Origin of the sequence: Paenibacillus sp. Root52, assembly GCF_001426865.1 — a bacterium.
Taxonomy (GTDB): domain Bacteria; phylum Bacillota; class Bacilli; order Paenibacillales; family Paenibacillaceae; genus Paenibacillus.
This window is the reverse complement of record NZ_LMFO01000023.1, coordinates 328,136-354,173: the sequence shown is the minus strand read 5'-3', so window position 1 is coordinate 354,173 and position 26,038 is coordinate 328,136. Positions and strand designations below refer to the sequence as shown.

Genomic DNA, 26,038 nt, shown 5'->3' with positions numbered 1-26,038 from the left:
CTGAACATAGAGAATGGCTGAAAGAGAAGAGGCTGGAAGGTTAGGACAGTAGGCTTGCAATTACATGGGTGCCACTGTAAAGCGTGGCCCCTGTAGTGCAAGTACATGTAGCTGCTTCGGCTGGAAAAGAGGAGGATTCTAGATGGGGAAAACGCTATCGAAGTCAGAAGGGTCACCGGATGCGGTGGTAACGGTTAGTGGGGAGCTTCGCTACCAGATGATGGATAACTTTGGCGCATCGGATGCATGGTCCATGGAACCGTTAGGCAAGCATTGGACTGAGGAGAATAAAAACCGGTTGGCGGATCTGTTATTTTCGAGAGAGAAGGGCATCGGATTATCTGCTTGGCGTTTCAATATTGGTGCCGGTTCCACAGTAACTGATCAAGCCCTAATTCCCGATCCATGGAGACGCGCAGAAGCTTTCAAAATGTCGGAGGATGGAGAATACGACTGGAGCAAACAGTCCGGACAACAATGGTTCCTGCAGGCTGCACGTGATCGGGGGGTGGAGACGCTCATTGCATTTGTGAATAGTCCGCCGGTATGGATGACCAAAAACGGTCATGCCCAGCCAGATTCCGAAGTGGGTTCAACCAATCTGAAGCAGGGGTACGAGGGGGCATTTGCAGCTTTTCTCCTACATATATTGACGCACTTTCAGGAGATCGGACTGTCCTTTGATTATATCAGCCCGATTAATGAGCCTACCTGGGACTGGAACCAGGCTTGGCAAGAGGGCAATCGCTATAACAACGAGGATATGAGACGTGTTATTCTGGAGTTGCATCGGCAATTGCGGTTAACCCATCTGGGAACACGGATCAGTGCGCCTGACGGGGTGGAAATTACATCACTGCTGGACGATGCGTATTATCGCCAGTTTGCAGGCAGTGGTACGTATTCAAGCGGTGCCAACAAGCTGGGTACAGGCCAATACCGGGAATACATCAAGGCACTGATTGGTGACCCCGAGATGAAGGAAGCGGTGGGCAATAAAATAGCTTCACACTCCTACTGGTCGGATTATAGCCATCCGGGTGACGATCGGCTAGTTCGACTCAGACGGTTATTGAATGACAATATGAAACATTATGATGCGAGCAGCAAATATTGGGTGACGGAATATTGCATTTTGGGCGATTACGGCCCTGGTCGGGATCTGGGCATGGAGCCTGCACTGCATGTTGCACGGACCATTCATTTTGACCTAGTGGAAGCCAACGCGGCTGCGTGGCAGTGGTGGACGGCGGTATCCAAAGTGGACTATAAGGACGGACTGATCTACACCGATTTTCAGGAGGAGGGCGATGAACAGAACATTTTAACGTCCAAAATGTTGTGGGTGCTGGGCAACTACAGCAAGTTCATTCGTCCCGGCGCACAAAGAATCGGCCTGACGGGTCTTGGTGAAGAAGCAGACAGCGGATTGCTGGGCTCTGCCTATGTGCATGACGAAGAGCAGACGGTGACCGTGGTCTTGGTGAACCATGGAACACGAGACAAATGCATTCAGCTGAGTCTTCACAATCTGGGGTTAAACGGAGTCGTTTCCGTACTGGAATGTTACGTGACGAATGCCGGGCTGGATTTGGTTAATATGGGGTGTGTTAAGGCAGGCGATGAACAATCCTTTCTCGTTACGATTCCGGAGCAATCGGTAGTGACTTTGACTGGTGTAGTGAAGCTGAACTAGGTGTGATGTTGTGCGGCATATTCAGTAGATGAGGTAGTTTTACACGCTGCTGCTAGATTAAGAAGCTGCTGCCATGTCGGTACAGCAGCCTAGATTGTTGTGCTACATGACCGATTAGGATCATGCATCAGCAGAAAAGAAGCGCCACGGCGATACAAACGTGGCGCTTTTTGGCATCCCATCACTACGATACACTCGTGATGCTGCGGCAATGTATTCGCACACATTCAATAATTGAATCTTCATATAGAACTTATCTATAAGCAATCCGTTGACGCTGGATCAGTGGGAATGATACTTTTAGAATAATTCCTACTTAACAAGTAAGAATTGGTGGTATAAAAATAATAACCAACATGACGGGGGAAATATTCATGAAAAAATGGTCACTTTTAACGGTTACTACTGCACTGCTTGTGGCGTTGACAGGATGCAGCGCTGGGGAGGAAACTCCGACAGCAGCAGGGGCAGATGGAGCACAGGCGCCGACCAAAATTATTGTAGGGACAGGCACGCAGTTTCCGAATGTAGCCTTTATTGACGATAATAACAAGCTGACAGGTTATGACGTAGAGCTGGTCAGAGAAATTGATAAACGTCTGGATGATTACGAGTTCGAGTTTCAGACCTTGGAGTTCACTAACTTACTGCTGAGCCTAGAAACGAACAAGATTGATATGGTTGCACATCAAATGGAGAAAAATCCGGAGCGCGAGGAGAAGTATCTGTTTAACAAAGAAGCATATTCACATTGGAAAAACAAAATTGCTGTTCTCAAAGACGATAACGCCATTCAATCGATTGACGATTTGAAGGGCAAAAAAGTATTTACGACAGCAACCAGTGCACAAGCGATCCTGCTGGAAAACTACAATAAAGAGCATGACAATGCACTTGAAATTGTTTATTCAAGCGGTGTAGCCAACGATTTCATCTCACAACTCAAGTCGAAACGGGTTGCAGCGTCGATTGCTGCCGACTTTACACTTCCACTGATTGACCCTAACAACGATTTGAAGCTAGTCGGTGCGCCGCTTAGTGAATCTGACACGCTGTTTATGTTCCGCAAAAATGACCCTGAAGAGCAGAAGCTCGCTGACCGTGTTGACGAAGTGCTGAAGGAAATTAAGGCGGACGGTACATTGAAGCAACTGAGTGAGCAATGGCTTGGGTTTGACGCTACGGAATCGGAGATCAAATAACACTTAGAGAGGTTGTTCAAAAAGTCCGCTTTTGATTACGAAGGATGCCCTGAGGCATCTCAGCATCGAATATGGGATTCAGCCGAAATAAGTGGAGGCTTACGAAGCTTGTTTCCGTTGGAAACAATGTAGTTGCTCACGTAGTTTTGCCTACGCTCCGCCACTCCATTTCTATCTTTATCCCATCTTCTCGGTACTGCGTACTTTGAACAACCTCTTAGAGGAAAGGCAGGCCGCAACGATGGGCGCAACATTTGAGTTCAGCTATATCATTGACTATTTTATAAAGCTTCTACCGACCATCAGCACTACGCTTCTGATTGTAGTTAGTGCGATGGTACTGGGACTTGTCATTAGTTCTATCGCAGCACTGCCTCAAATGTATAACATCCCAGTGCTGAATCGGTTATCGAAACTGTATGTATCCTTTTTTCGTGGTACGCCGATCTTAATTCAGTTGTTTTTATTCTATTATGGATTTCCAGAAATATTGAAGTTGTTTGGTGTAAATACAGATCGTGTACCAGCCCTGTATTTTGTTATTTTGACATACGCGCTGAACAGCGGGGCATTTATGGTGGAGATGATTCGGGCTTCCGTTGCTTCTGTTGATCGTGGTCAGGTAGAGGCTGCTTATGCAATTGGTATGTCGGGGCCGCAAGCGTTTTTCCGCATTGTATTGCCACAGGCGATCGTTACGGCATTGCCGATCTTCTCCAATATGGTCATTGGCAGCTTGAAGGATACTTCGCTTGCTTTTAGCGTGGGTGTTATGGAGATGACAGGAAAATCTTCTACGCTGGCGACGATGTCCCGGCATTTTATAGAAGCGTACATTTCACTGGCTCTCATTTATTTCGTCCTAAGTTTTGTGCTAGAACGACTGTTCCGTGTACTTGAGCGGAGAGTGCAGAAAAGGGGGTTTGCTCCGATATGAGCTTTGATCTCTCTTTTGTGTGGACCGCCTTTGTGGAGCTTCTCGGCGTAATCCCAATTACGCTAGCGATTACGGTTGTATCGGTTGTTTTCGGTTTCCTAATCGGCACAGCCGTTGCACTTGTTCGTCAATTTCGAATTCCTGTGCTAAGTCAACTGGCGGCTGCCTACGTTACATTTGTTCGCGGCACACCGATGATTACCCACCTGTTACTGATTTACTTTGGTGTTCCCATGCTGCTAGATAGTGTGTCGGAATCGCTCGGGCTTGGGTTTAATTCGGCCTCTATTCCGTTGATCGGATTTGCTTATCTGGCATTTTCAATTACGGCTGGAGCTTATGCATCCGAGATTGTCAGATCAGGTTTGCTTTCGGTTGATCGCGGGCAGATTGAGGCCGCTTATTCTCTAGGTATGACTGCGACGAAAGCCTTGCGCAGAATTGTGTTGCCGCAGGCTTTTGCAGCGAGTCTACCCAACATTTCGAACATGCTGATCGGTATGTTGCATGGTTCAACGTTGGCATTTGCCGTATCGGTGGTCGAGATTAATGCCAAGGCACAGATTGTTGCATCAACGAATTGGAAGTTTTTTGAGGCATATGTGGCAGCTGCTCTTATTTTCTGGGGTCTGACCATTGGGATTGAAAGACTGAGCGCGCTGGCAGAGAAGCGGTTCAGAGCGTACAGTCGGGGAGGCGTGTCATGATTGAACTTAAGCAAATATATAAAAGCTTCGGAGACAACAAGGTGCTTACCGGCATTGACCTAAATGTGGCACGTGGTGAGGTCGTTGCGATTTTGGGGCCAAGTGGCTCGGGCAAAACCACACTTCTGCGCTGCATTAACTATCTGGAGAAACCGGATTCCGGGCATATCACACTCGGAGATTTCACCTTGGATTATAAGAAGCATGGCAAAAAGGACATCCATGCTCTACGCCAAAAATCAGCGATGGTATTTCAGCAATACAATTTGTTCCGCCACAAAACGGCGCTGCAAAATGTGATGGAAGGTCTCGTTGCTGTTCGCAAAGTACCAAAGGATGAAGCGCGGGCGCGTAGCGCTGCCTTGCTGGAGAAGGTGGGTCTCGGAAATAAGCTTGATTCGTACCCTAGTGAGTTGTCAGGTGGACAACAGCAGCGTGTTGGCATTGCACGAGCCTTGGCGATGAATCCGGAAGTTATTTTGTTCGATGAGCCAACCTCTGCTCTGGATCCGGAACTTGTGGGTGAGGTACTGGCTGTTATACGCCAAATTGCAAAGGAAGGCATTACGATGATCATCGTTACCCACGAGATGGGCTTCGCTCAGGAAGTGGCGAATCACGTTGTATTTATGGACGGTGGAGTCATTGTTGAGGAAGGGGAACCAACTCAGTTATTCCGATATCCAAAAGAGGAACGTACGAAACAGTTCCTTAAACGGATTACGCCTGATAGCGCGTATTCCATCTAGGTCACATTTGAGGAGGAATGCATATGTCATTTACATTGGGGATTTTGGATCAAAGCATTGTGTTTCCAGGCCAAACGGCTGCGGAAGCGTTGAATAATACAGTCGAACTTGTGAAACTCGCAGAGTCGCTTGGCTATGATCGGTTTTGGGTAGCGGAGCATCATGACTCGGAAGGTGTTGCCGGCTCCTCTCCAGAAGTGTTGGTATCTTATTTGCTCGCACAGACAAGTACGATCCGAATTGGTTCTGGCGGCGTCATGCTCCAGCATTACAGTCCTTATAAAGTAGCGGAGAACTTTAATGTGCTTGCCACGCTGGCACCTGGTCGGGTAGAACTTGGCATCGGACGTGCACCGGGAGGTTTACCTCGTTCGACAAAGGCACTGCAAAAAGGGATCGCGGAACCGGAAACGTTGGAAGACAAATTAGTGGAACTTCATGACTTCTTGCATTCCTCTGCCGGTGAACACCATGCGCAGCCTGGACTGTCTGCCCAACCGTTGCCGGTACAACCAGCAGGTATTTACATGCTTGGTACGAGTGTTTCCAGTGCTGAATTAGCAGCAAAGCAGGGGCTGCCTTATGTATTTGCATTGTTTATTAACAGTGATCCTGAGGCAGCGCTGGCTGCGCTGGATACCTACCGCAATCAGTTCAATCGTGAGAAGCATGGGGAACCACAAGCCATTCTGGCCCTGTCTGTTATTGCAGCAGATACGGAAGAAGAGGCAGCGGAACTGGCAGGACAGCACAAAAGTGTACGTGTGACGTTGGCCAGTGGCAAAACCGTTAATGTACAGACGCTGAAGCAGGCGGAGGAATTCGCAAGACAGGCAGGAGAAACGTATACAGCGGTTGAGCGCGAAGCGGGCATCACCCGTGGCACGAAGGAAACCGTGAGGGAGCGATTACTTGGACTTTCGGAGGAATACGGTGTAGACAGTTTTGTATTTACAACAATAGTCCCTGATTTTAATAAAAGGGTTCGCTCCTTCCAGTTGCTTAAAGAGGCGTTTGCAGAAGAATTAGTGTAAACATATCACGTTTAAATTAATGATACAGATCGGAGAGCGGTAATTATGGGGAACACAGTAGACACAACGGAGTCAATCATTTCCGCATATACACAGGCGTATAGCGAGATTGAACAGGAAATTGCTGGACTAAGCGAGCAGCAGGTGAGATGGAAGTCATCTCCAACTTCGTGGAGTGTTACGGAGGTGCTGGCACATCTGGTGGATCATAGTATCGTTGTTTCCTTTCGAATCCGTGAGATATTAGCGGGATCGCAGGTAAAGCTACCTGCGTTTGATCAGGATGCATGGGTTGCTGGACAAAAAGCGAATGAGGAACACGTATCCAAACTTATTGCGATTGCTCACGGTTTGGTTCAATACAACTCCGGTCTATTGGAGCGGCTTGATGAACAGGAATGGAACAAAACCGGTATCAACTTTAAAGGCGAGTCGGTCTCTCTTTCCGCGATCATTCCGGCCTTTGTTGCTCATGTGCAGCATCATGTGAACCAGATTCGGAGAATTAAGCAGGAAGCAGCCGGAAAGCAGGTGCTGTGATGGGAAATATAGAGGCGCAATCTAATGGAAGTCAGCATACGACGGAGGGTGCGGATGGTAGCGAACCTTTCATTAGAGAAGCCACTACCGAAGACCTTCATTTATTGGAGGCAGTTCTGCTGGATGCATATAGCCAATATGAACAGGAACTGCCTCATGATGTATGGATTGCGTATAAAGCAAGTATTGTAGAAGCGATCGAGCAATCGTCAACGGTAGCGAAGCTGGTAGCTGAGCTTGACGGAGAAGTTGTAGGCAGTGTGTTTGTGTATGCTTCATCCGACACGGCTTACGGTAGGCCAGAGCTTGGCATCCACTCCCCTGTTATTCGTCTGCTCGGCGTGACAAGCAAGGCACGTGGCAGAGGCGTAGCTACGGGGTTAATTCGAGCTAGCGCCCAATTCGCTAGAGAACGTGGAGCGAATACGTTGCACCTTCATACTTCGGATATGATGGGGGAGGCTATCCGTCTCTATGAGCGACTGGGCTTTGAACGAGCCTACGATAAAGAATTTACTACAGGGCAGACGCTGGTCAAAAGCTATTGCTTACAGCTAGCCAACACCCCACTGCTTCAATAAATGCAACTCTGCGGGAGGTCTGAATCATGAGTAAACCTAAACAGCTTAAATTAGGCAGTATTATTCTGGGCGTTGGTGGAACGATGTCCAGTTGGCGTCATCCAAGTGTACCCGTAGATGCCAGCGTTAATCTGGACTTTTACACACAGCAGGCACAGACGGCGGAGCGAGGCAAATTTGATCTTGTATTTATTGCTGATGGATTGTCTATCAACGAAAAGTCGATTCCTCATTTTCTGAATCGCTTCGAGCCATTGACGATTTTGTCCGCGCTTGCGGCAGTCACTACTCGAATCGGGCTGGTGGGGACGTTATCCAGCACGTACAGTGAACCTTTTAACGCAGCTCGTCAGTTTGCTTCTCTTGATCATATCAGCAAGGGACGTGGAGGCTGGAATCTGGTGACATCACCGCTGGAAGGTTCCGCAGCCAATTACAGTAAAGAGCAGCACCCATCTCATGGGGATCGTTACGAGATTGCAGAGGAGTTCTTGGACATTGTGCGTGGTCTCTGGGATTCTTGGGAGGATGACGCTTTTGTACGGAACAAGGAGACGGGTGTCTTTTTCGATGCTGATAAGCTACATACGCTTAATCATAAAGGCAAACATTTCAAGGTAGCAGGACCACTCAACATTGCACGTACTAAACAGGGACAGCCTGTAGTGTTTCAGGCGGGCTCATCGGAGCCTGGAAAACAACTCGCGGCTAAGGGAGCAGATGCAGTATTTACGGGACAGAACTCCATCGAAGATGCCAGAGCCTTCTATCAGGATGTGAAGCAGCGTACGCTTACGGAAGGGCGCGAAGTTGATGACCTTGCCATTATGGTAGGCATTGTTCCCATCGTTGAGCAAACGGACGAAGCGGCAGAGCAGAGATACCAAGAGTCTATAAACCGCATACCGATTACGGAAGCGCTGGATGTGCTGGCCCGGTTTTTCGACCATCATGATTTTCATCAGTACCCGCTGGATGAGCCATTTCCGGAGCTTGGCAATATAGGACAAAACTCATTCCGCAGCAGCACAGATCGCATCAAAGCGAGAGCTCGTGAACTAGGACAGACGTTGCGACAGGTCGCGCTGGAAGCGGTGGCGCCGCGGACTCCTTTTATCGGATCACCTGAGACGGTAGCAGATACGCTGCAGCGTTGGTTCGAGACGGGAGCAGCCGACGGCTTCATTGTGCATCCAATTAGACCGGAAGACCTTGATGTTTTTGTCGATAACGTTGTGCCGATTTTGCAAGAGCGGGGTGTGTTTCGTAACGATTATGAGTTCGACACACTGCGAGGTCATCTGGGGTTGCCAGTACCAGAAAATCGTTATGCTCAGCGGAAGGAAGCGAATACCGCATTCTAAAGTGTGTGTTCAAAAAGAGTTGAGAGGAGAACGGTTATGTCTAGAGAAGGTCAATTAAAGCTGGGCACATCATTGCACGGCGTTGGTTCCAGTGTTTCGGGTTGGAGACATCCGGATCTACCGGCAGATGCAAGTATTAATATAGACTTTTATATTCAGCAGGCTAAGCGTGCAGAGGCAGGCAAGCTTGATTTTGTGTTTATTGCAGATGGTCTACATATTACCGAGAAGTCAATTCCTCATTTTTTGAATCGTTTTGAGCCACTTACGGTTTTGTCTGCCCTGGCAGCATCAACTCGAAACATCGGTCTTGCGGGAACGCTGTCCACTTCCTACAGCGAACCGTTTACCGTGGCTCGTCAGTTTGCATCTCTAGATCATCTAAGCGGTGGACGCGCAGCTTGGAATGTGGTGACCTCGCCATCGGAGGGGGTGGCGGACAACTTCAACAAGGGGGGCCATCCTGATCATGAAACCCGTTATCGCATGGCAGAAGAGTATGTGGAGGTTACGCGGGGCCTATGGGACTCGTGGGAAGATGATGCGTTAATTCGAGATAAGGAAAGCGGCATTTTCTTTGACCCAGAGAAGCTACACAAGCTTAATCATAAAGGTGAGTTTTACCAGGTGGCAGGCCCGCTGAACATCGCACGTTCGAAACAGGGACATCCTGTCATTTTCCAAGCAGGTGCTTCGGAATCAGGGCGAAATTTTGCTGCGAGTACAGCAGACGCTGTCTTTGTTCATGGGAATTCATTGGAGGAAGCCAAGGCGGTATATGATGACCTGAAGCAGCGGGCTGTCTCCCACGGACGCAAGCCAGAGGACATTCTGATTTTGCCAGGCATTGCACCGATTGTAGGGCATACCGAAGAGGAGGCTCAGCGTAAATATGATGAGGTTGTCCGTCTTGGCTCCGTCGAAGATGCAGTTCAATACTTGAGTCGTTATTTCGATTATCATGATTTTACGCAGTATGCTCTGGATGAGCCTTTCCCGGATCTGGGCGATTTCGGCTCCAATGGCTTCCGAAGTCTGACGGATCAGATCAAAAGGGATGCCAAGGAGCAAGGGTTAACGTTGCGCGAGGTTGCTCTACATGTGGCACAGCCCCGCCCCCTATTTTTTGGCACACCTGAAACGATTGCTGACAGAATGCAACTATGGTTCGAGCAGCAGGCGGTGGACGGCTTTATTATTCTCCCGACGGTACCGAATGGTCTGGAAGATTTTGTGGAGTTAGTCGTACCGGTGCTGCAACAGCGCGGACTGTTCCGCACAGAGTATGAGCACGATACGTTACGTGGGAATCTGGGGCTTAATGTTCCGGTTAACCGTTATGTTGCTTCGAGTAGCTAAATGAATAGCTAAATTGGTTTCTAATCGTGATACGATGAAGTTGAGATTGGAAATGAATGAGTAAGGACAAGGGTGTCTTAACTAAGACGCTCTTTCTTTTTTGTTTCTTAGAATAACTAGCTTAAATCCACTCCATATGACCACTAAAATATTTAGTAATATTAGACCAATATACCCGTCTGTGATCCTCGTACGTTCAACCCACTTATTCGCTAACTCTCCTGAGAGAGCTTGTTTGTGCAAATACGTTTCTAGCGTGTCCTGGTTGATCTCATCAATATAGATAAGTGGAAACTCCATGCTATTGGTAGAAGCTAGCGGTGGATAGAAGTCTACCCATTTCTGCCCTGCCCATCTGTCATACTTATAGAGGTTGTTCAAAAAGTCCGCTTTTGATTACGAAGGATGCCTAGCGGCATCATCAGCATCGAAGCTGGGATTCAGCCGAAATGTCCGTTGCTCACGTAGCTCCATCTACGCTCCGCTACTCCATTTCTAGCTTCACCCCATCTTCTCGATACTGAAAACCGACCTTTTTGAACACGCACTTATACCTGAAGTCTACGCTGGATTCGAGGTCAACCCACCTGAAATTACCCAATATAAGTAGAATACATAGTGTAACGATACTCAGTATTAGCCACTTATTCTTCATGAAAAGCACATCCTTATGTTGTGTGAATTACATTTATTTTCAAGTATACCTTGTGTTTGTGAGCTTGGGTATGTAGATGTAATGTCGTTTTAGTCCGGTTGAAATGTCGCAAAAGTACATGGTAAGGCGGTGTGAAGATCGTATATACTCGCCTTATCATACGATAATGAAAATCATTATCACATACAAGGGGGATTCATCTTGATTAAAGGAACAGAGGGGAAAACGGCGATAAGCAAGATATACGCTGCCCAAAAAACACGATTTATCATGGGTCTGATGCTGACACTTGTGCTTGTATTAACGGCTTGTGGTGCCGGAGCAGGTACAAACGGGGGCAATGAGTCTGCTGCAACGCCTGCGGAAACACCTTCGAATACAGAAACTCAAGCTGCAGGAGCTTTTCCTGTAACGCTCAAACATATGAAGGGCGAGCTAACACTAGATGAGAAACCACAGAGAATTGCTGTGCTTGATGTTAAGTTTCTGGATCAAATGTTAGCTGTTGGCGAGAAGCCGGCAGGTAGTGTTATCGCTGGAGGCAACACCGATTTTCCAGAATACTTAGGTGATGAGCCGAAAGACGTACAGGTTCTGGGTACACGGGACGAGCCTAATCTGGAAGCTATTGTAGCTTTGGATCCGGATCTGATCATCATGACTGACTTTCAAGAGAAACAGTATGAGAGTGTGAGCAAAATCGCACCAACCCTCGTACTCGACTTCTACGAAGACTGGCGTGATACGTTAGCTACGATTGCTCAGATTACAGACAAGCAGGACGAGGCAGAGACAGTGCGTAAAGCATATGAGGAGAAAGCCGCTGGAGTGAAGGCGCAACTGGCAGAGAAAATGGGAGATGAGACGGTAGCCCTTATTCGTCCGAGAAAAGAAGGCATCCGTGTTCATGGTATCGAGCATCGCACAGGCGAAATTCTGTATAAGGACTTAGGTTTGAAAATGCCTGCACTCGTTGAGGAGATCAAAGGGGATACCTCTGTTGAAATCTCGATGGAGAAGGTTCCTGAGATCGGCGCAGATCGTTATTTCGTACTGTCAGATGAGCTGTTTGCAGCAGAGGCAGAGGCTATGGTTAGCAATCCAGTATGGCAATCTCTAGATGCAGTGAAAAACAACCTTACCTATGACGTAAATTCAACCCTTTGGATCGCATACTATGGTCCTATCGCGATTAACCTGATTGTAGATCAAGCATCAGAAGCGCTGCTGGGATCGAATTAATATGGATCAGTATCTCTCGAGTGACTTATGGAAAGAAACCGTGGAGGATCATTCGATTCTGCTTGGTAAGCCGCCTGAGAATAGTGTCCGTACCATTGCTTTGAGTGAGCTGCATGATGAAGCGGTATGCCGAGAGTATATCAGCTGGTTTCAGGAGTATATTGATGCGCCTGACATGAAGGTTGCCGCTTCCATGTTAGCCAAGCGAATTGGTTATCTGTGGACAGCTCCACTTGTGACCGCAATGACGTTTCATCACCAGCATGTTTCGTTTCAGCTGGAGAACAGCTTCCTCTATCATCCGACGCTCTCATCTAATGAGGGCGGTACACGTTTTCCTTTTCTAGCGGTGAATGGGCTTCAAGCAGAAGAACTAACGGGAGAAAGAAACGTGTGGCGGGAAAAGGTAGTACAGGAGATGTTTGCAGAGCAGCTTACACCGTTGTTACAAACGCTTGCTGTGGTTGCACCTCTTTCCATGAGCATTCTTTGGGAGAATATCATGGTACGCATTGGGCCGCTGTATACGCCTGATGCAGACGAGGTAGAGCAGGGAAATGAGCATATCCAGGCTGATTTTGCATATCTGACGCAGGTGGCATCGGGGCAAGTGTTTGGTGTGAGAAAGAATCCGTTAACCCGCTTCACGTACATTAAAGACAATATTCCAGTTGCGAAAAGCGAACGGATCACCTGTTGTTTCTATTACCAGATGTCAGGGGAATATTGCAGGAAATGTCCGAAAATTGACAATGAGAATGAATCTCAATTAAAATGACAAGAGCAACAATTTTACCTTTGCTAAGGGACTCGCTTGGAGTTAAGGGTATACACCTATTCGGGCGATTCTCTCTAGCAAAGGATGCTATTGTCAGGAGATGAGAGAAATGCCGCTGCAAGAACAGACAAGTCTATGGAGTAATACGGCGATCAAGGTGCTTGAACTGCATAGCGGAATTTTGCAGACAGGTAGCGTGCTTAGCGAAACAGAATTAACATCCAATGTGCTGCTATTGGCAGGCGGGGGAGAAGGGGAGCTCTTCATAAATGGTGAGGTTTGCCATGTAGGGGCTTCTTTTGCTGCTCATGTGGCTAAGGGAGCATCCTTTACGCTGACTGCTATAGCAGAGGACTTACAATATCTTGTGATCATGTACCAGGTTACTTCTATGGAAGGAGCCTCTCTTGTTATGCCCTCGTATCGTAAACATCCGTTGAACACTTCATTTATACAGGATTCTGTCACTCAAACGGAATGGGTTCAGGTCGCGGAGAAAATTGTAGCAAAATGGAGTCGTGGTGAAGGGCTGGAACGGTTTCACGCCAATGCATTGATGCAGGGCATAATCTACGAACTCATTATGGAGTATGAGAGCAGTCAGGGCGGAGCAAAGTCAGACATGGTGGATGCTGTCGCTACATATATATCGGGTCACTATCGGCAGAATCTGGAGCTGAAGGAGTTAGCGGCACTTGCTGGATGCAGTGTAAGACAGCTACAGCGACGCTTCAAACAAGAGAAAGAACTCGGGCCGATGGAATACGTCATTCAGTTACGGATGGAGAGTGCATCACGGATGCTGCGTCATACGGATGTTTCCATCGGTGAAATTGCTGACAAAATGGGTTATCGCGATATGTATTATTTCAGTCGAGCATTTAAAAAATACTTTGGGGTTCCGCCGCAGCGCTATAGGCTTACATCTGCTTCGAGAACGGATAATTATATGTCAGATTCCTTGCTCAGGAATAACATGGCTTCTTCATATGAGTCATCCGAAGGCACAGTTATATGCCATATGCGAGGGGAATATTGTGTCACTGAGCCACCACGGCGTATCGCTGTACTCGATGTTCAATATGCGGATCATATGCTTGCGCTGGATTTGTCTCCAGCAGGTAGTGTAGGAACGGGGAGTGCGGTGGTCAATTTCCCTCAATATATTAGAGCAGGGCTGCAAAATACCGAGTTGCTCGGAACCTATGAGTACCCTGATCTGCCTGCGGTGGAACGGTTGGCACCGGATCTGATTATCTGTACCGAGGTGCATGACCAGTATTATGAACGTTTAAGTCGGATCGCTCCAGTTCTCATGTTCAAGCGCAATGAGAGCTGGCAGACCATTCTGAGCTTGTTCGGTGAACTAACGGGTAAGCGAGCAGAAGCCAAACGTATTATTGCGGATTATCATCGCCGAACGGCTTTGCTGTCAGAAGAGCTTGCTCCAGTATTGGCAGGCAAAAGCGTGGCATTGATCCGTCCGCTGGAGTCTCTGGTTCGCGTACATTCGCCGTTTCATCGTACAGGTGCTGTACTGTACCGTGATCTAGGTCTGCCTGCTCCGTTATTTGTCGCAGACACCTCTGACACGGCCTATCATATTTCAGTGGATAGACTACCAGTTGTACATGCTAGTCACTATTTCTTGCTGAGTAATGAACTCATTCAGGATGGCATATCTGCGACAGAGCAGCGTGTCTGGGGCATGCTTGATGAGGGTGAGCGACAACACATACACTCGGTCGATGCCGCAACCTGGATCGGCTGTTATGGACCAACAGGAATTAATGGGATCGTGGATCAGATTGCGCAGGCTTTTTTGGCTTAAGGGGGAGATCCGCTTGGACTCTCCTATTTGCGTATATTTAGAATTAATTGAATTAGTAGAGTGGTTCCAACCGAGATGTATCATAATTAAGAAAGGAGACATTCTAACGTGTAATTATTACTGATTTCTTTGTTTTGTTGTTGTGGAGATAGTTGACAGAAGTAATTATCAAAAGATAAAATCCATATATTACCTATGATTAAAAAGGGAAATCTGATAGTCTATGTAATTTGTCCTAATTGAATATAATTTCTTTGTCTATATTCGTGAACTGGGCTTCCCATCCGCATTTGAATAACTTATGAATTTTATTCTATAAATAATAATCTGAAGCGAGAACAGGAAGAATAAGACGGCCATTCTGTTAACTACAGAACTGTGTCCCGTCTTTATTTCTTTACTGTCTTTCTCATTTCAACTCATAATTACTTGATTAAGATCTTACGTAGATATAAATCTTTGCAGTATAAGGTTTGAGATGGTTGACAAGCTCGATATATTTTTTTGTTTTTAGTAAGGTAATTCACTTCCTATTCGGAGTGCGGTTTCTTAGCACGTATCTCCTCAGGAAGGGATAGTGTCTCGATACTCAGAGGATCGTATTTTACGAGAACAAACACTTTCTGTTCCTTGTTTCCTTCAATATAACCGTGGAGCCCTAACGATTTGTCTAAATCGGGAGGAGAAAATTTATACTCAGTAAAACGGACGGTTTCCCCATATTTTTCAGAAATATAATTTGCAGCAAACTTCTCAGCGGAAGATACGATCGCCTTTTTCTCTTCGGAAGCACATGCTCCAAGCAAGAGTGATGAAATGATTAGAATTACAAACAGGATGAAAGGTTTTCTCAAGCGGGGACACCTCTACTTTCTCTTATAGAATGGTATTAATATACTATAAAGATTGGATTATCACTAGTTTACATATTCAACTTGAAATGTTCAATTCAGGAGGTATTTTATGCGAGACGATTACATTAGTGATGAGTTGTATCAAAAAATATCCAACCTTGCCTACCAGGACAACGTTACTGCCGGCACACCGCTTACAGAAGAGGAAGATTATGCACAGTGGAAGGTCATCGAACCTGAAGGTGTGAAGCTCCACAATAAGGTGTCGGGTTTTGATTCTATCGTCCTCCAAAACAATCAGACGGATCAGATCGTCATCGGTTACCGCGGAACGGAGCCAGATGGAAGCTGGCTTGGGAGAGCAGTCGATTACGAAACGGACGTATACGATGTTTTAACTGGGCGTACTAGAAAATTGGAAGATGCCGTAACTGATCCTGATCATCATAACATTTTCAAAAAGAGTTTTATTTTATCCATCAAGGACGATATTGCTTGGGAAAACAATCAGTTTCATCAGGCAGAAGTGCTCTATGAACAAGTCGAAGAAAAATACCCCGACGCCAGTATCTCACTCACGGGACATTCGCTTGGAGGTGGTTTAGCGCAATACGTGGCAGCGAGGCAGGATTTGTCAGCCATGACATACAGTGCTCCAAGTGTAATTAATCTGCTGGATGATGCAAGCTTGGCCAAAGTGAACGAAGGTTACTATGATGGAAAAGTGGTGAACATTGTCCAACCTAACGATTCCGTAGGTGCAGGAGGGATTAATGAATATGTTAGACATGTTGGCAGCACGTACTACAAAGACCAGGATTTTGATTCGGCTAATGCGATGTACCAAAACTGGAGACTACAATCTCAACTAGTGGCTCCCATTTATATCCCATTGAATATAGATCTAGACAAGCTCCAAGCGGGCAATATTATTCGCTTTTTTGACTCGTTCTCTAAAGAAGATGGCAAGGGTTACCATTCAATGAACCAGTTTCAGTTTGATAAACAAGGTAACTTGGTCGGTCCACTTATAGATCGCGCTACTGGGAAACGGATTGACAACTCACCGCGCTGGATCGCTTATCAGGAATCAAAACTGGCTTTGTCTAACCTAGTTGGAGGGTTGGTAGCCCCTTTGATTGCGGCTGCATCCGTTGGGAAATCAGGAGAAGGTGGCGGCACAATTCGACTAACGCCTGAGGAATTGGCGCATGCGGCCAAGGAAATGAGACTTAGTCTGGTTGGGTTCTCAAATGATGCACGAACTTCCATCAAGATGTTTGAGGTTTATACCGCTACAAGTGAGAGCCATTCCTTCACTCCGATCGCTTATGAAGCTACGGCGACACTGGAACGAATCAACCGTTGGTATCAGGAATCAATCAGTGAAATTGCCGAGTACATTGAACGCAAGCACGAAGATTTCATTCAGGCAGACCAGTTCATTAACGGGAGGTAAGTAACATGTCTAGAATATCAGTATCATTATCAGATCTATGAAGAGCAGTTCAGCAATGTGAACAGTTGCAGGAGCGGTTGATGCAGCAGGAACAGAAGATGCGTTCAATTCATAATCGGCTGGAGCAGGATTGGGTCGGAAACGCCGCATCAACGCTAGGATTCAAGATGCAGTCTTTCTTGAGCGGGACATCCTCACGAATGGTTGAGTTGGAGGCACATAAAGAAGAACTGCGACGATATATTCGCAAGATGGAGGAAGCTGACCGTGAGGACAGCAGACACCGCCGCATACTGAGATGAATTATCCTAACAGTTGTTTGCAGATTCTACAGCATTCTCATTCACATAACCAAGTTCCAGGCCGATCATTTAATTGCAACTCTGGTTGTCTCCAGAAGAAAGTGTCGAGGAAATGATCAGAGTGTCTGAAAAGCCTAAATGACAATAGATCAATTCATAAACAAAAGGAGAGATTTTTTGTCCATTTTGTTTACCTCCTTTAGAGATAAACGGAGTGCAAATGATTTTTTAGAGCATTACCAGAAAGAAGTAGACATAGTTTTCATAGAACCACAGTGGAATATTTCAATGCTATATGGGCAGGTCGGAGATTAATTGAAACTCTTAGCGGCGATGACGGAGAAATCAAAATTAAGAAAATACATCGGCTAAAGAAATTGAAAGATAAAAACACCATCTCTTAGTATGGAAGTGCTGGTAACCATATACCAAAGAGACGGTTTTTTTACTTTTCTATACTTAAGTAAAGAAACATTTAATCAGATCGAATTTATGTATACAGGAACGGTATATGAAATTAGGGGATATGTTAAAATGATAGAAAGTTGAACCAATACGAATAACAGGAGGTATAACTCATTAAATGGCAAGAAGTTAGAGAACTGTTCCCTGACCAATTTGTTCTGGTAAATATCATTCATTATCATGAGGAAGATAATAAAAAGATTGTAGATGAAGTTGCACCCATTCGCACGGTATCAGAATAAGATGCGAATAGAGAATTTTTTCAAGTAGAGCCTGGTAACTTTGTATATCATACTTCAAATCAAGACTTTGTGATTCATCTGCGTAAGGATCCATTAATGAGAGTGAGATTATCATAGGCACAAACAGCATTGAGAGTATAGAGATAGATGTAGACGTAGACGTAGACGTATTGCCTAAAGAACACAAAGGGCTTCTTGGATTGGATATTTAGAAACAACAGAATTTTAGTATTGATTTGAAGAGGTTAGAGTTACATAAGTGAATAGTCAAAGGATTGAAAGGGAGAATGAGCTGATGAATGAATATGGTACATTACATGAGTCGAACGGTCGTTATGCTTTGAGATTTGAACGATTTCTTCGTCACAATCCAGAAGATGTATTCCTTGTTATTACGAAGTCTAGTTCTTTCTCCCAATGGTACCCTTTCGCAACAGGAGAGATGGATCTCAGAATTGGGGGCAAGATTGCCTTTGATGACGGTGAAGGAACGAGATATGAGGGGATCATCACCGAGCTAGACAAGCCATACGTATTTGGTTTCCGTGAAGTTGATGATCTGATTAACATTTCATTGCAGGAGGAAGATCAAGGGTGCCGAATGACCTTCACCCATACGTTTAATAATGATTCATGGGCAGTAAATACTGCCACAGGATGGCATAGGTGTCTGGATGTGTTGGTGCAGATTATCAATGGTAAACCTATTCAGTGGAACGATAACTCAGCCAAGCTGCGTGAAATCTATAGTGATGCATTTAGAATGGAACCTTAAAAAGGAAAAGTTATTCCACGACTAGCGCTGAGGTCGAACAAGAAAAACAAATATTATAAATAATAGAGAACTCAACAAAGGTTCAAATCACTAACGCTAATTCCACTAACGCGAACCTATAAAAGGCAAGCGGTACAAAAATTCAACTTAAAAAACCCGAGTCGAAGCGAGTTATACACGCTTCAGCTCGGGTTTTAGTGCTTTATGTTTCCCAAATCCCAATCCTTAATTCCCACTCACCGACTTAAACCAATCATTCACTTCTTGCGTGATCTGGTCTCCGCCGTTGGATTTCCAGTTGGCGACGAATTGGTCGAAGGCATCGACTGGCAGTTTGCCGTAGATGATCTTATTGAACGTTTCCATCTCGGACTGGCGGAGCAGGTTCCATTTGGAGACCATGGTTGGTGTGGCAGCACCAGTGAAATAGTTTTGTTTGCGAATGTCGATCTGAGACATGACGACTTTGGCAGCGACCCAGTTTTCCGGTTTGCGGAACTCGGCCATTTGTTTCTCGTAAGGCGTTTCGGGCTTCTCACCGTCGGCTAGTTTCACGAGGGTTTTCATGTACAGGTCTGGAATACGTGCTGGACCAGTCAGGAATGGGAATTCGTTGGAGAAGTCTTTGATTTTCTCCTTATCACTGGTTGGTTGACCGTCGATGATATCCCAGTCGTATCCTTTGGCAAAGCCATATTCGTAATCACTACCTGCAGCCGGGTTGGCCAGGTTATCGAGCAAGTAGTTGTAGTACAGGAAAATTGCTTCGGGATGCTTGGCATCCTTATTAATCATGATACTGGCGTTCACACCAGAGTTCTGCCACTTCGTACCGATCTTGCCGTCTGGGCCAGCCGGAATAGGGTAGGCTTTGTATTTGGCACCAGGTACGTTCTTCAGCAGGTCAGGTGCAGGCCAGTCGGGTACCCAGTTCGCTCCAGGCAGAATGCCAGCGTTGCCAGCAGTCCAGCTTTCAGCAGATTTACCTTCGTCCCACAGTGCAGAGTCGGCGTGGATGTACCCTTTGTTCATCCATTCGTTTAGCTTGGCAAGAGCTTGTTTGGCACCTGGGTTAATGGAGCCATATTCGAGATTACCATCGGCGTCTTTGTTCCATTGTTCCTGGATTGTGCCGTATGCACCGAATAACCAGTCGAGCGAGCCCATCCAGGTATTGGTGTTATTTTTCAGCGAGATTGCCAGTGGGAACACTTTATCCGGAGACAGACCGTCCGGGTTCTCGTTCTTGAATTTGTCCATGATGTTCTCAAGGTCTGCGATGGTCTTTGGAGCTTCTAGATTCAGCTTCTCCATCCAGTCTTCTCTGAGCCAGAGCAGGGTATCGTCGTTATCCGTGTACTCCATGATCGGCATGTTGTATTTTTTGCCGTCCTTGGTAAACGGGTACCACAGCTCAGGATGCGCTGCTGCGTGATCTTTCAGTGTTTGGTTTGCGTACTTGTCGAACAGCTCATCGATGGCGATGAATTGACCGGAGTCGATCAGCTGATTCGTCAGTACAGCGTTGGTTGGTACAGTTACGAAATCAGGCAGTTTCTCGCCAGACGCAATCGCGAGCTGCAGCTTCTGTCTGTATTGATCGTCATTGGCCGGATACCATGTATCCTTATGCTTCATACCCAGCGTTTCCAGCATCCAACGATCGTGCACATTGTTTTCTTTTGTATCGCCTTGCACGTATTTCTTCGGCATCAGCACCGAACTAAACTCAATAGGTGGGTCGTATTTTCCATTAGCAAAAGCAGCTTCTGCTTCAGCCGAACCGACAGTTGCCGGCGTATTATCGTCAGTACCATTTTCACTCGCTGTCTCACCACTGCCGCACGCAGTGATCGTGATGAGTGCGATAACCATGAGCAGTGACCACCATGTTTTGAATTTGATCATTGTTCAATCCCCCTACGATGTATGATCTTTACTAATGTAACTGTACCAATTTGGGTGGGAGGGCATCTATATGAGTTTGTTAGTTTTGATAGGACTCTATTATGTTATTAATGCTGGTCTCTATACTCCTGTGGCGTTACGCCGAACTGACGCTTGAATACTTTGATAAAATAAGCTGGGTCCATATAGCCAATCTCCATACTGATTTCATATACTTTTTTGCTGGTCGTCACCAGCTTGTGACAGGCTCGATCCATACGTAGGCGCGAGATATATTCACTAATGCCTTCGCCTGTTTCAATCTTATAAATCTTGGACAGATGGGTCGGATGCAGATTGACATGATCGGCCAAGGCTCGCAGAGACACATCCAAATGCAGGTTCTTATCTGTATAATCCTGAATCTTCTTCACATACTCGGAGCGAATGTCCTTGATCTCGTTGGACGTGCCTTCCTTGAGTTTGCCAAGTACGCTGAGTGACCATTTCCGCAGTTTTCCAATAGTGGAGAAGGCTTCTCCACTCTGAAGAAATTCGATATCGCTACCCATTAGATGAGCCAGTGTGAGCTTGTTACGGTGTGCGAGATTAGTGAATGAAGCCGTAATGAGAAAACCAGCCTCCATGCAGTGCTCCCACGATTCCGACCATTTCTCATCCAGTTCCGCGCAGACAGCGAGAATCTTCTCTTTCGCAGCATCCCACTGCCCACTCTCTAGCAGCTGTACCAACGTAGGTGGGGTATAAAGCTCATCCAACGGGCCTTGCGCTGCGTGTGATTCCACATCACTGACCCGCATCACGAATTCGCGCTCGTCTCCAACGATCTGCCGGAAATAGGCAGAGGCCTGGCGAAAACGGGGATAGAGCTGCTCCGGGAAAGCAAACCACTCGGTCATAACGATAGAGAGGGAGCCCTTGAGGAACTGCTTGACCTTAGATTGCAGCTGAATGGACAGCTTCTCCAGAATGGTTTCTTTGCCGATATCGCCTTTGCGCTCCTTCAATTGCAGTAAGAACACCAGATAGCCGTGCTCTTCCTTGACACCCCATACTTCCATAAATTCACCCATAATCTCCTCCGCCATATTGATGATGGCATATTCGATTAGCGTCTGATCATGGCTGTCATATTGACCGAATTCCTCTTCCAAACGCACCAACATAAGTGCCGCATCCCCCGTATGGAAGGGCAGACCATAGTTAGCGAGCTTCCGATCCCATTCACTAGCAGAGTAGCGATGTCCCTGCAAGGCCTCTAACAGCAGTCGTCCCCGCAAATGAGGCAGATTCTCCCGCAAAGTAAACTGAGTTCGCGTAAGTGAGCTTACAAGCTCCCATTCGTTATTGAGTTGGTCGATTGCTTTCTGCACTGCACCCATTAATTCATCATCTGTAGGCGGCTTGAGCAGATAATCTACGGCCTCATACTGGATGGCTTTTTTGGCATATTCGAATTCGGAGTACCCGGATAAAAGAATGCATTTAATTTTTTTGTCACGGACTCGAATCCGTTCAATCAGTTCAATACCTGTCATTTCTGGCATTTGAATGTCTGAAATCACGATATCAATCGGGTGTGTATCAATCATTTGTAAAGCTTCACGCGCCGAATAGGCTTTATGCACCTGTTCGATCCCCAGCGTATGCCAGGGCTTTGTCATGGATAGATTGTCTACCCAATGTGCTTCGTCGTCTACGATGATCATCTGCATGATGTTAGTCTCCTTGGGTGGTATATAAGTCTTGAGGTTAAAATCAAGGGATAGATGATGTGAACAAGGGCGCTACGGATTTGAAGGGTTCTTTCGATCGCTGTTATCCCCAGATTTTATTGAATCTTTTCTAAAGGTGAAATCCGGGGATAAAGGCGAACGCTTCGCTTCTACAGAATCCCTTCAATCCTTCGCTTTGGTTCACATAAAGCTCCCCTTTATTTTAAAGAAAGACTAATATAAAGGTGAATTAGTATTAATTTAAGGACGGATCGTATGGTTTCGCTACAGCCAGTTATCAAAAAAGGCTTTCAGTTGAACAAGTACATACACTGTTCTTTTCAAGTTTTTTTACTGTGCTCCAGGTTTTTGCGCTTCTGTCATATTTCATCAGATACTTATTTCCCCTGAATCCTATATCCGATGCGATATGTCTCTAGGCATCCTTTGTCATCCCAATCTGACTTTTTAAACAACCTCTCATATTAGTTTCGGTTTCCTCGCACGGGATCTGTATCTTCCTTCGGAATCTCCCAGACGATCTCGGTTCGGAATCCGCCAAGTGGGGAAGGGCCGAATCGGAGGTAGGATTGGGTGCCGAATAGGTGCATGATGCGCTGGTTGGTATTCCAGAGACCGCAGCCCATTTCCTCTTGCAACGGCTCCTGCATTTTCATGTTCAGTGCTTCGTACTGTTCCGGACTTAGGCCAGGGCCGTCGTCATCGATATATATTTTGCCTATTCCGTCCTCGCTCTCGCCAGTTATGCGAATTTCCCCGGAAGAATAGGACTTCGCCACGCCGTGAATGACGGAATTCTCGACCATCGGTTGCAGCATTAATCGCGGCACAGGCTGATGGAGCATGTTCTCCGGAATATCAATGTGATACTCAATGCGACCATTACGCAGCTTCTGAATATCCAGATAGTTGATGAGCAGCTTAATCTCTTCCTGAAGGGAAGAGGTCTCTCGTTCCATGCGCGTCGTATAGCGATAATACGCACTTAAGTTATGAGCCATGGACACGACGGCTTGCTCGTCCTTCATCTGAGCCATATTGATGATATAGCCAAGACAGTTATATAGAAAATGTGGATTAATCTGTGCTTGCAACTGCTTCAGCGTTGCTTCTCTAGCTCTAATTTTCTCATGAAATACATTCTCGATCAGGTCTTGAATCTGGTGAGACATGTCGTTGAAGCGGCGGAATAGGAACGAGAACTCGTTCTGCTTGTTACTATGCAGGCGCACGGAATAGTCTCCCTGCTCTACACGGCGTAAGCCTTTGATCAGTTTTTTGATTGGATATTGCACATTTCGGTAGAGCAGGATCGATGCCGAGATGCCCACCACCAGTAACAAAATCATACAAGCATAGAATAGATTCCGGCTGAGTGAGATCGGCTGAAGAATCTGATAGAGCGGAATGACATCAACCAGATGCCAGTCCAGATACGTGGATTTCACGGAGCTAACCAAGTGTTTTTTTCCACCCAGCTCGACGACATCCTGTGTTGTATCTGCCGAGGAGTGTGTATCCAGATAACGGATGAGTTCTTGGGATAACTGCTTGTCTGCACTACGATTCAGAATGGGGGCGTCACCCTTGTGATAAAAGAACGGATCACCTTGCCCGCCAGCTTTATACGTATCCAGCATATTTTGAATATTTTCATAGCTGAAACTGGCTTCGATAACGAGGTTGCTTCCAGTAAGCGTTCCCGGTTGAGCCAAGGAATCTGTAAAGAACCAGTAGAAGGATTGCAGTCCATCTTGAGGTGCTGTCCCTTGATCCCCGTAGGTCCATTGTCCGCTCATATTTTTCTTCAAATATTCCTCATCATACTCGGATGAACGGTTGTAGTTGGCGATAACTTCCTGATTCTGCTGGGAATACACGGCATACCGAGTAGGCCATATATCTGTAACGCCGGATTGCAGCGTCATCTTCTCCTGTATGACATAACGGGTCTGCATCTGGTCATACCGATCATCCCACATATTCAATCCATTGAAGGCTCGTACATTCGGATCGCGAGAGAGAATTAAGCTGAAATCCATCATCTGATTAATGCGCGAATCGATCTGGCTGGATAGGAACGTCAGCTGCTTCGTGTTCGAAATCTGCAACTCATTACTCACCACGTCATAGGTGACGCTATTCGAGTAGGTGTACATGATGAGAATAGGGATGAATAACACCACTATTAACAAATTTATTTTGGCAAACAGGCTAAACCGCGATCTCGCCTTGGCTGGAAATAATATTAAGCGCTTCCATGTATGCATGAAAATTCTCCTTTACCTTCACTTTCAGACTACATAGGCTGAACTAAACATTCACACGGAAACGGAGAGGACAGAAAGAACCTGGAGAAGCGGAGCGGTCGCTTGAAAGCTTTCTGAAGGAAAGCTACATCGGAAGCATAAGCTATCCTTGGATTTCCCCATTAAAAATGGGAATAAAAGAAATCTGGGGATAACGGCGATTGGAAGGTTGTTCTGTCATCGAAGTGTTTGTGTGAAAAATAGTGTTCAGCGATATAGATCAAACTAACAAAACCCTATCGAGCCTAACAATGTTATATAGTCAGACCTCAGAATGGCTTGATACTATTTATATCAGAGAACCCCATCACACACAAAAACTTTTTTTGGGAACAGGAGAAGCGCTATGGAGGCAAAATTGGAGGGTAAACGAGTCCCGCAGGCCAGTCTTGGAAACAAGCTGGAGCATAAGAGAAAAAAACGTTATAAACAGCCGTGGATTCTACACTTCATGGTGTTGCCTGCGGCCATTATGGTCTTTATTTTTTCATATATTCCGATGTCGGGAATTCTGATGGCATTTCAAGATTACAAACCTGCGTTAGGTTTTTTAAATTCGGAATGGGTAGGACTGAAGCACTTCAGGTACATGTGGGAAAATGATTACTTCCTGCAAATTACGTGGAATACACTGTTTTTTGCCTGCTCCAAAATTGTCATGAACCTGATCATTCCATTTGTCTTCGCCTTATTGCTCAATGAGGTACGGAAGATGGCGCTCAAAAGAACGATCCAGACACTCGTGTATCTGCCACACTTTTTGTCTTGGGTAACACTGTCCGGTATTTTGATCGACATTCTGGCGCAAACGGGGATAGTCAATCAGTTCCTGGTCTCGGTATTTGGCATCAAGCCGATCTTCTTCCTTGGGGACGGTAGCTGGTTCCGGTTCACGGTCATTGCAAGTGATGTCTGGAAAGAGTTCGGCTTCAACACAATCATCTTCCTTGCAGCCTTGTCCGGCATCAATCCATCACTCTATGAAGCTGCGGAAGTGGATGGAGCAGGGCGCTGGAAGCAAACGATCTATATTACCATCCCGGCACTCATCCCGATTGGGATTGTAATCGCAACTCTGGCACTGGGTAATGTGCTCAACGCGAACTTCGACCAGATCTTTAACTTATATAGTCCATTAATCTATCAGCAAGCGGATATCATTGATACGTTTGTGTATCGGGAAGGTCTGTTAAGTGGGCAGTTCAGCTTCGCTACCGCGGTGAATCTGTTCAAATCGGTCATCAGTCTGATCCTGATCGTAATCTCTTACCGACTGGCTTACCGTTTCGCCGGATACCGAATTTTCTAGAAAG

The 26,038-nt window shown here is 46.2% G+C and carries 22 protein-coding genes and 1 pseudogene; 18 read left to right on the top strand and 5 right to left on the bottom strand.

What is annotated here, in order from left to right; all coding sequences use genetic code 11:
* The first annotated feature begins 142 nt into the window (after positions 1-142).
* From ASD24_RS19315 to ASD24_RS19270, 10 genes are all read left to right on the top strand, one after another.
* A complete protein-coding gene (locus ASD24_RS19315; RefSeq protein ID WP_082560466.1) occupies positions 143-1,696 on the top strand; it encodes a glycoside hydrolase in 1,554 nt (517 codons plus the stop codon).
* A gap of 374 nt (positions 1,697-2,070) precedes the next feature.
* The gene (locus ASD24_RS19310) at positions 2,071-2,898 is read left to right on the top strand and encodes a transporter substrate-binding domain-containing protein (RefSeq protein ID WP_056699112.1); all 828 of its coding nucleotides are present in this window, start codon (positions 2,071-2,073) and stop codon (positions 2,896-2,898) included.
* A gap of 241 nt (positions 2,899-3,139) precedes the next feature.
* A complete protein-coding gene (locus tag ASD24_RS19305) occupies positions 3,140-3,835 on the top strand; it encodes an amino acid ABC transporter permease (protein WP_056699109.1) in 696 nt (231 codons plus the stop codon).
* On the top strand, positions 3,832-4,542 hold the full coding sequence (locus tag ASD24_RS19300; protein ID WP_056699106.1) for an amino acid ABC transporter permease: 711 nt from the start codon (positions 3,832-3,834) through the stop codon (positions 4,540-4,542). The genes ASD24_RS19305 and ASD24_RS19300 overlap by 4 nt, the downstream gene beginning before the upstream one ends.
* Positions 4,539-5,291 (top strand): amino acid ABC transporter ATP-binding protein, encoded by a 753-nt coding sequence (locus ASD24_RS19295; RefSeq protein ID WP_056699103.1) that lies wholly within the window; start codon positions 4,539-4,541, stop codon positions 5,289-5,291. Before ASD24_RS19300 ends, ASD24_RS19295 begins: the two co-directional genes overlap by 4 nt.
* A gap of 23 nt (positions 5,292-5,314) precedes the next feature.
* Positions 5,315-6,325, top strand: coding sequence for an LLM class flavin-dependent oxidoreductase (locus tag ASD24_RS19290; RefSeq protein WP_056699099.1), 1,011 nt, complete (start codon positions 5,315-5,317; stop codon positions 6,323-6,325).
* A 45-nt stretch (positions 6,326-6,370) separates the two neighbouring features.
* Positions 6,371-6,865, top strand: coding sequence for a DinB family protein (locus ASD24_RS19285; protein ID WP_056699096.1), 495 nt, complete (start codon positions 6,371-6,373; stop codon positions 6,863-6,865).
* Complete coding sequence (locus ASD24_RS19280) at positions 6,865-7,446, top strand: GNAT family N-acetyltransferase (RefSeq protein ID WP_056699093.1); 582 nt, start codon at positions 6,865-6,867, stop codon at positions 7,444-7,446. Before ASD24_RS19285 ends, ASD24_RS19280 begins: the two co-directional genes overlap by 1 nt.
* A 26-nt stretch (positions 7,447-7,472) precedes the next feature.
* A complete protein-coding gene (locus tag ASD24_RS19275; protein ID WP_056699090.1) occupies positions 7,473-8,810 on the top strand; it encodes an LLM class flavin-dependent oxidoreductase in 1,338 nt (445 codons plus the stop codon).
* A gap of 36 nt (positions 8,811-8,846) precedes the next feature.
* Entirely contained in the window at positions 8,847-10,169 is a 1,323-nt protein-coding gene (locus ASD24_RS19270) for an LLM class flavin-dependent oxidoreductase (protein WP_056699087.1), read from the top strand.
* 81 nt (positions 10,170-10,250) lie between these two features.
* Here ASD24_RS19270 and ASD24_RS19265 read toward each other — a convergent pair whose 3' ends face one another.
* Entirely contained in the window at positions 10,251-10,550 is a 300-nt protein-coding gene (locus tag ASD24_RS19265) for a hypothetical protein (protein WP_056699083.1), read from the bottom strand.
* A gap of 475 nt (positions 10,551-11,025) precedes the next feature.
* On the opposite strand from ASD24_RS19265, the gene ASD24_RS19260 reads away from it, so the two are divergent.
* The 3 genes from ASD24_RS19260 (at position 11,026) to ASD24_RS19250 (ending at position 14,675) form a co-directional block, all read left to right on the top strand.
* Entirely contained in the window at positions 11,026-12,066 is a 1,041-nt protein-coding gene (locus ASD24_RS19260) for an ABC transporter substrate-binding protein (protein WP_056699081.1), read from the top strand.
* 1 nt (position 12,067) lies between these two features.
* Entirely contained in the window at positions 12,068-12,844 is a 777-nt protein-coding gene (locus tag ASD24_RS19255) for a (2Fe-2S)-binding protein (RefSeq protein ID WP_056699079.1), read from the top strand.
* A 109-nt stretch (positions 12,845-12,953) separates the two neighbouring features.
* Positions 12,954-14,675, top strand: a complete 1,722-nt coding sequence (locus ASD24_RS19250; protein WP_056699077.1) for a helix-turn-helix domain-containing protein — start codon at positions 12,954-12,956, stop codon at positions 14,673-14,675.
* 530 nt (positions 14,676-15,205) lie between these two features.
* Here ASD24_RS19250 and ASD24_RS19245 read toward each other — a convergent pair.
* On the bottom strand, positions 15,206-15,529 hold the full coding sequence (locus tag ASD24_RS19245; RefSeq protein ID WP_056699074.1) for a hypothetical protein: 324 nt from the start codon (positions 15,527-15,529) through the stop codon (positions 15,206-15,208).
* Positions 15,530-15,638: 109 nt separating this feature from the next.
* Between ASD24_RS19245 and ASD24_RS19240 the strand changes: the two genes are divergently transcribed.
* From ASD24_RS19240 to ASD24_RS19230, 4 genes and pseudogenes are all read left to right on the top strand, one after another.
* Positions 15,639-16,988: a lipase family protein gene (locus ASD24_RS19240; RefSeq protein ID WP_056699070.1), complete on the top strand. Its 1,350-nt coding sequence runs from the start codon at positions 15,639-15,641 to the stop codon at positions 16,986-16,988.
* Positions 16,989-17,068: 80 nt separating this feature from the next.
* A complete protein-coding gene (locus tag ASD24_RS19235) occupies positions 17,069-17,290 on the top strand; it encodes a hypothetical protein (protein ID WP_235540681.1) in 222 nt (73 codons plus the stop codon).
* Positions 17,291-17,868: 578 nt separating this feature from the next.
* A pseudogene (locus tag ASD24_RS31080) lies at positions 17,869-18,114 on the top strand (hypothetical protein).
* A 178-nt stretch (positions 18,115-18,292) separates the two neighbouring features.
* Positions 18,293-18,772, top strand: a complete 480-nt coding sequence (locus ASD24_RS19230; RefSeq protein WP_056699068.1) for an SRPBCC family protein — start codon at positions 18,293-18,295, stop codon at positions 18,770-18,772.
* A 225-nt stretch (positions 18,773-18,997) separates the two neighbouring features.
* Here ASD24_RS19230 and ASD24_RS19225 read toward each other — a convergent pair whose 3' ends face one another.
* From ASD24_RS19225 to ASD24_RS19215, 3 genes are all read right to left on the bottom strand, one after another.
* Positions 18,998-20,680: a hypothetical protein gene (locus tag ASD24_RS19225; RefSeq protein ID WP_056699066.1), complete on the bottom strand. Its 1,683-nt coding sequence runs from the start codon at positions 20,678-20,680 to the stop codon at positions 18,998-19,000.
* Positions 20,681-20,787: 107 nt separating this feature from the next.
* On the bottom strand, positions 20,788-22,395 hold the full coding sequence (locus tag ASD24_RS19220) for a response regulator transcription factor (protein ID WP_056699064.1): 1,608 nt from the start codon (positions 22,393-22,395) through the stop codon (positions 20,788-20,790).
* A 485-nt stretch (positions 22,396-22,880) separates the two neighbouring features.
* The gene (locus ASD24_RS19215) at positions 22,881-24,686 is read right to left on the bottom strand and encodes a cache domain-containing sensor histidine kinase (protein WP_056699062.1); all 1,806 of its coding nucleotides are present in this window, start codon (positions 24,684-24,686) and stop codon (positions 22,881-22,883) included.
* A gap of 490 nt (positions 24,687-25,176) precedes the next feature.
* Here ASD24_RS19215 and ASD24_RS19210 point away from each other — a divergent pair, with 490 nt between their 5' ends.
* A complete protein-coding gene (locus ASD24_RS19210; RefSeq protein WP_200956174.1) occupies positions 25,177-26,034 on the top strand; it encodes an ABC transporter permease in 858 nt (285 codons plus the stop codon).
* Positions 26,035-26,038 lie beyond the last annotated feature (4 nt).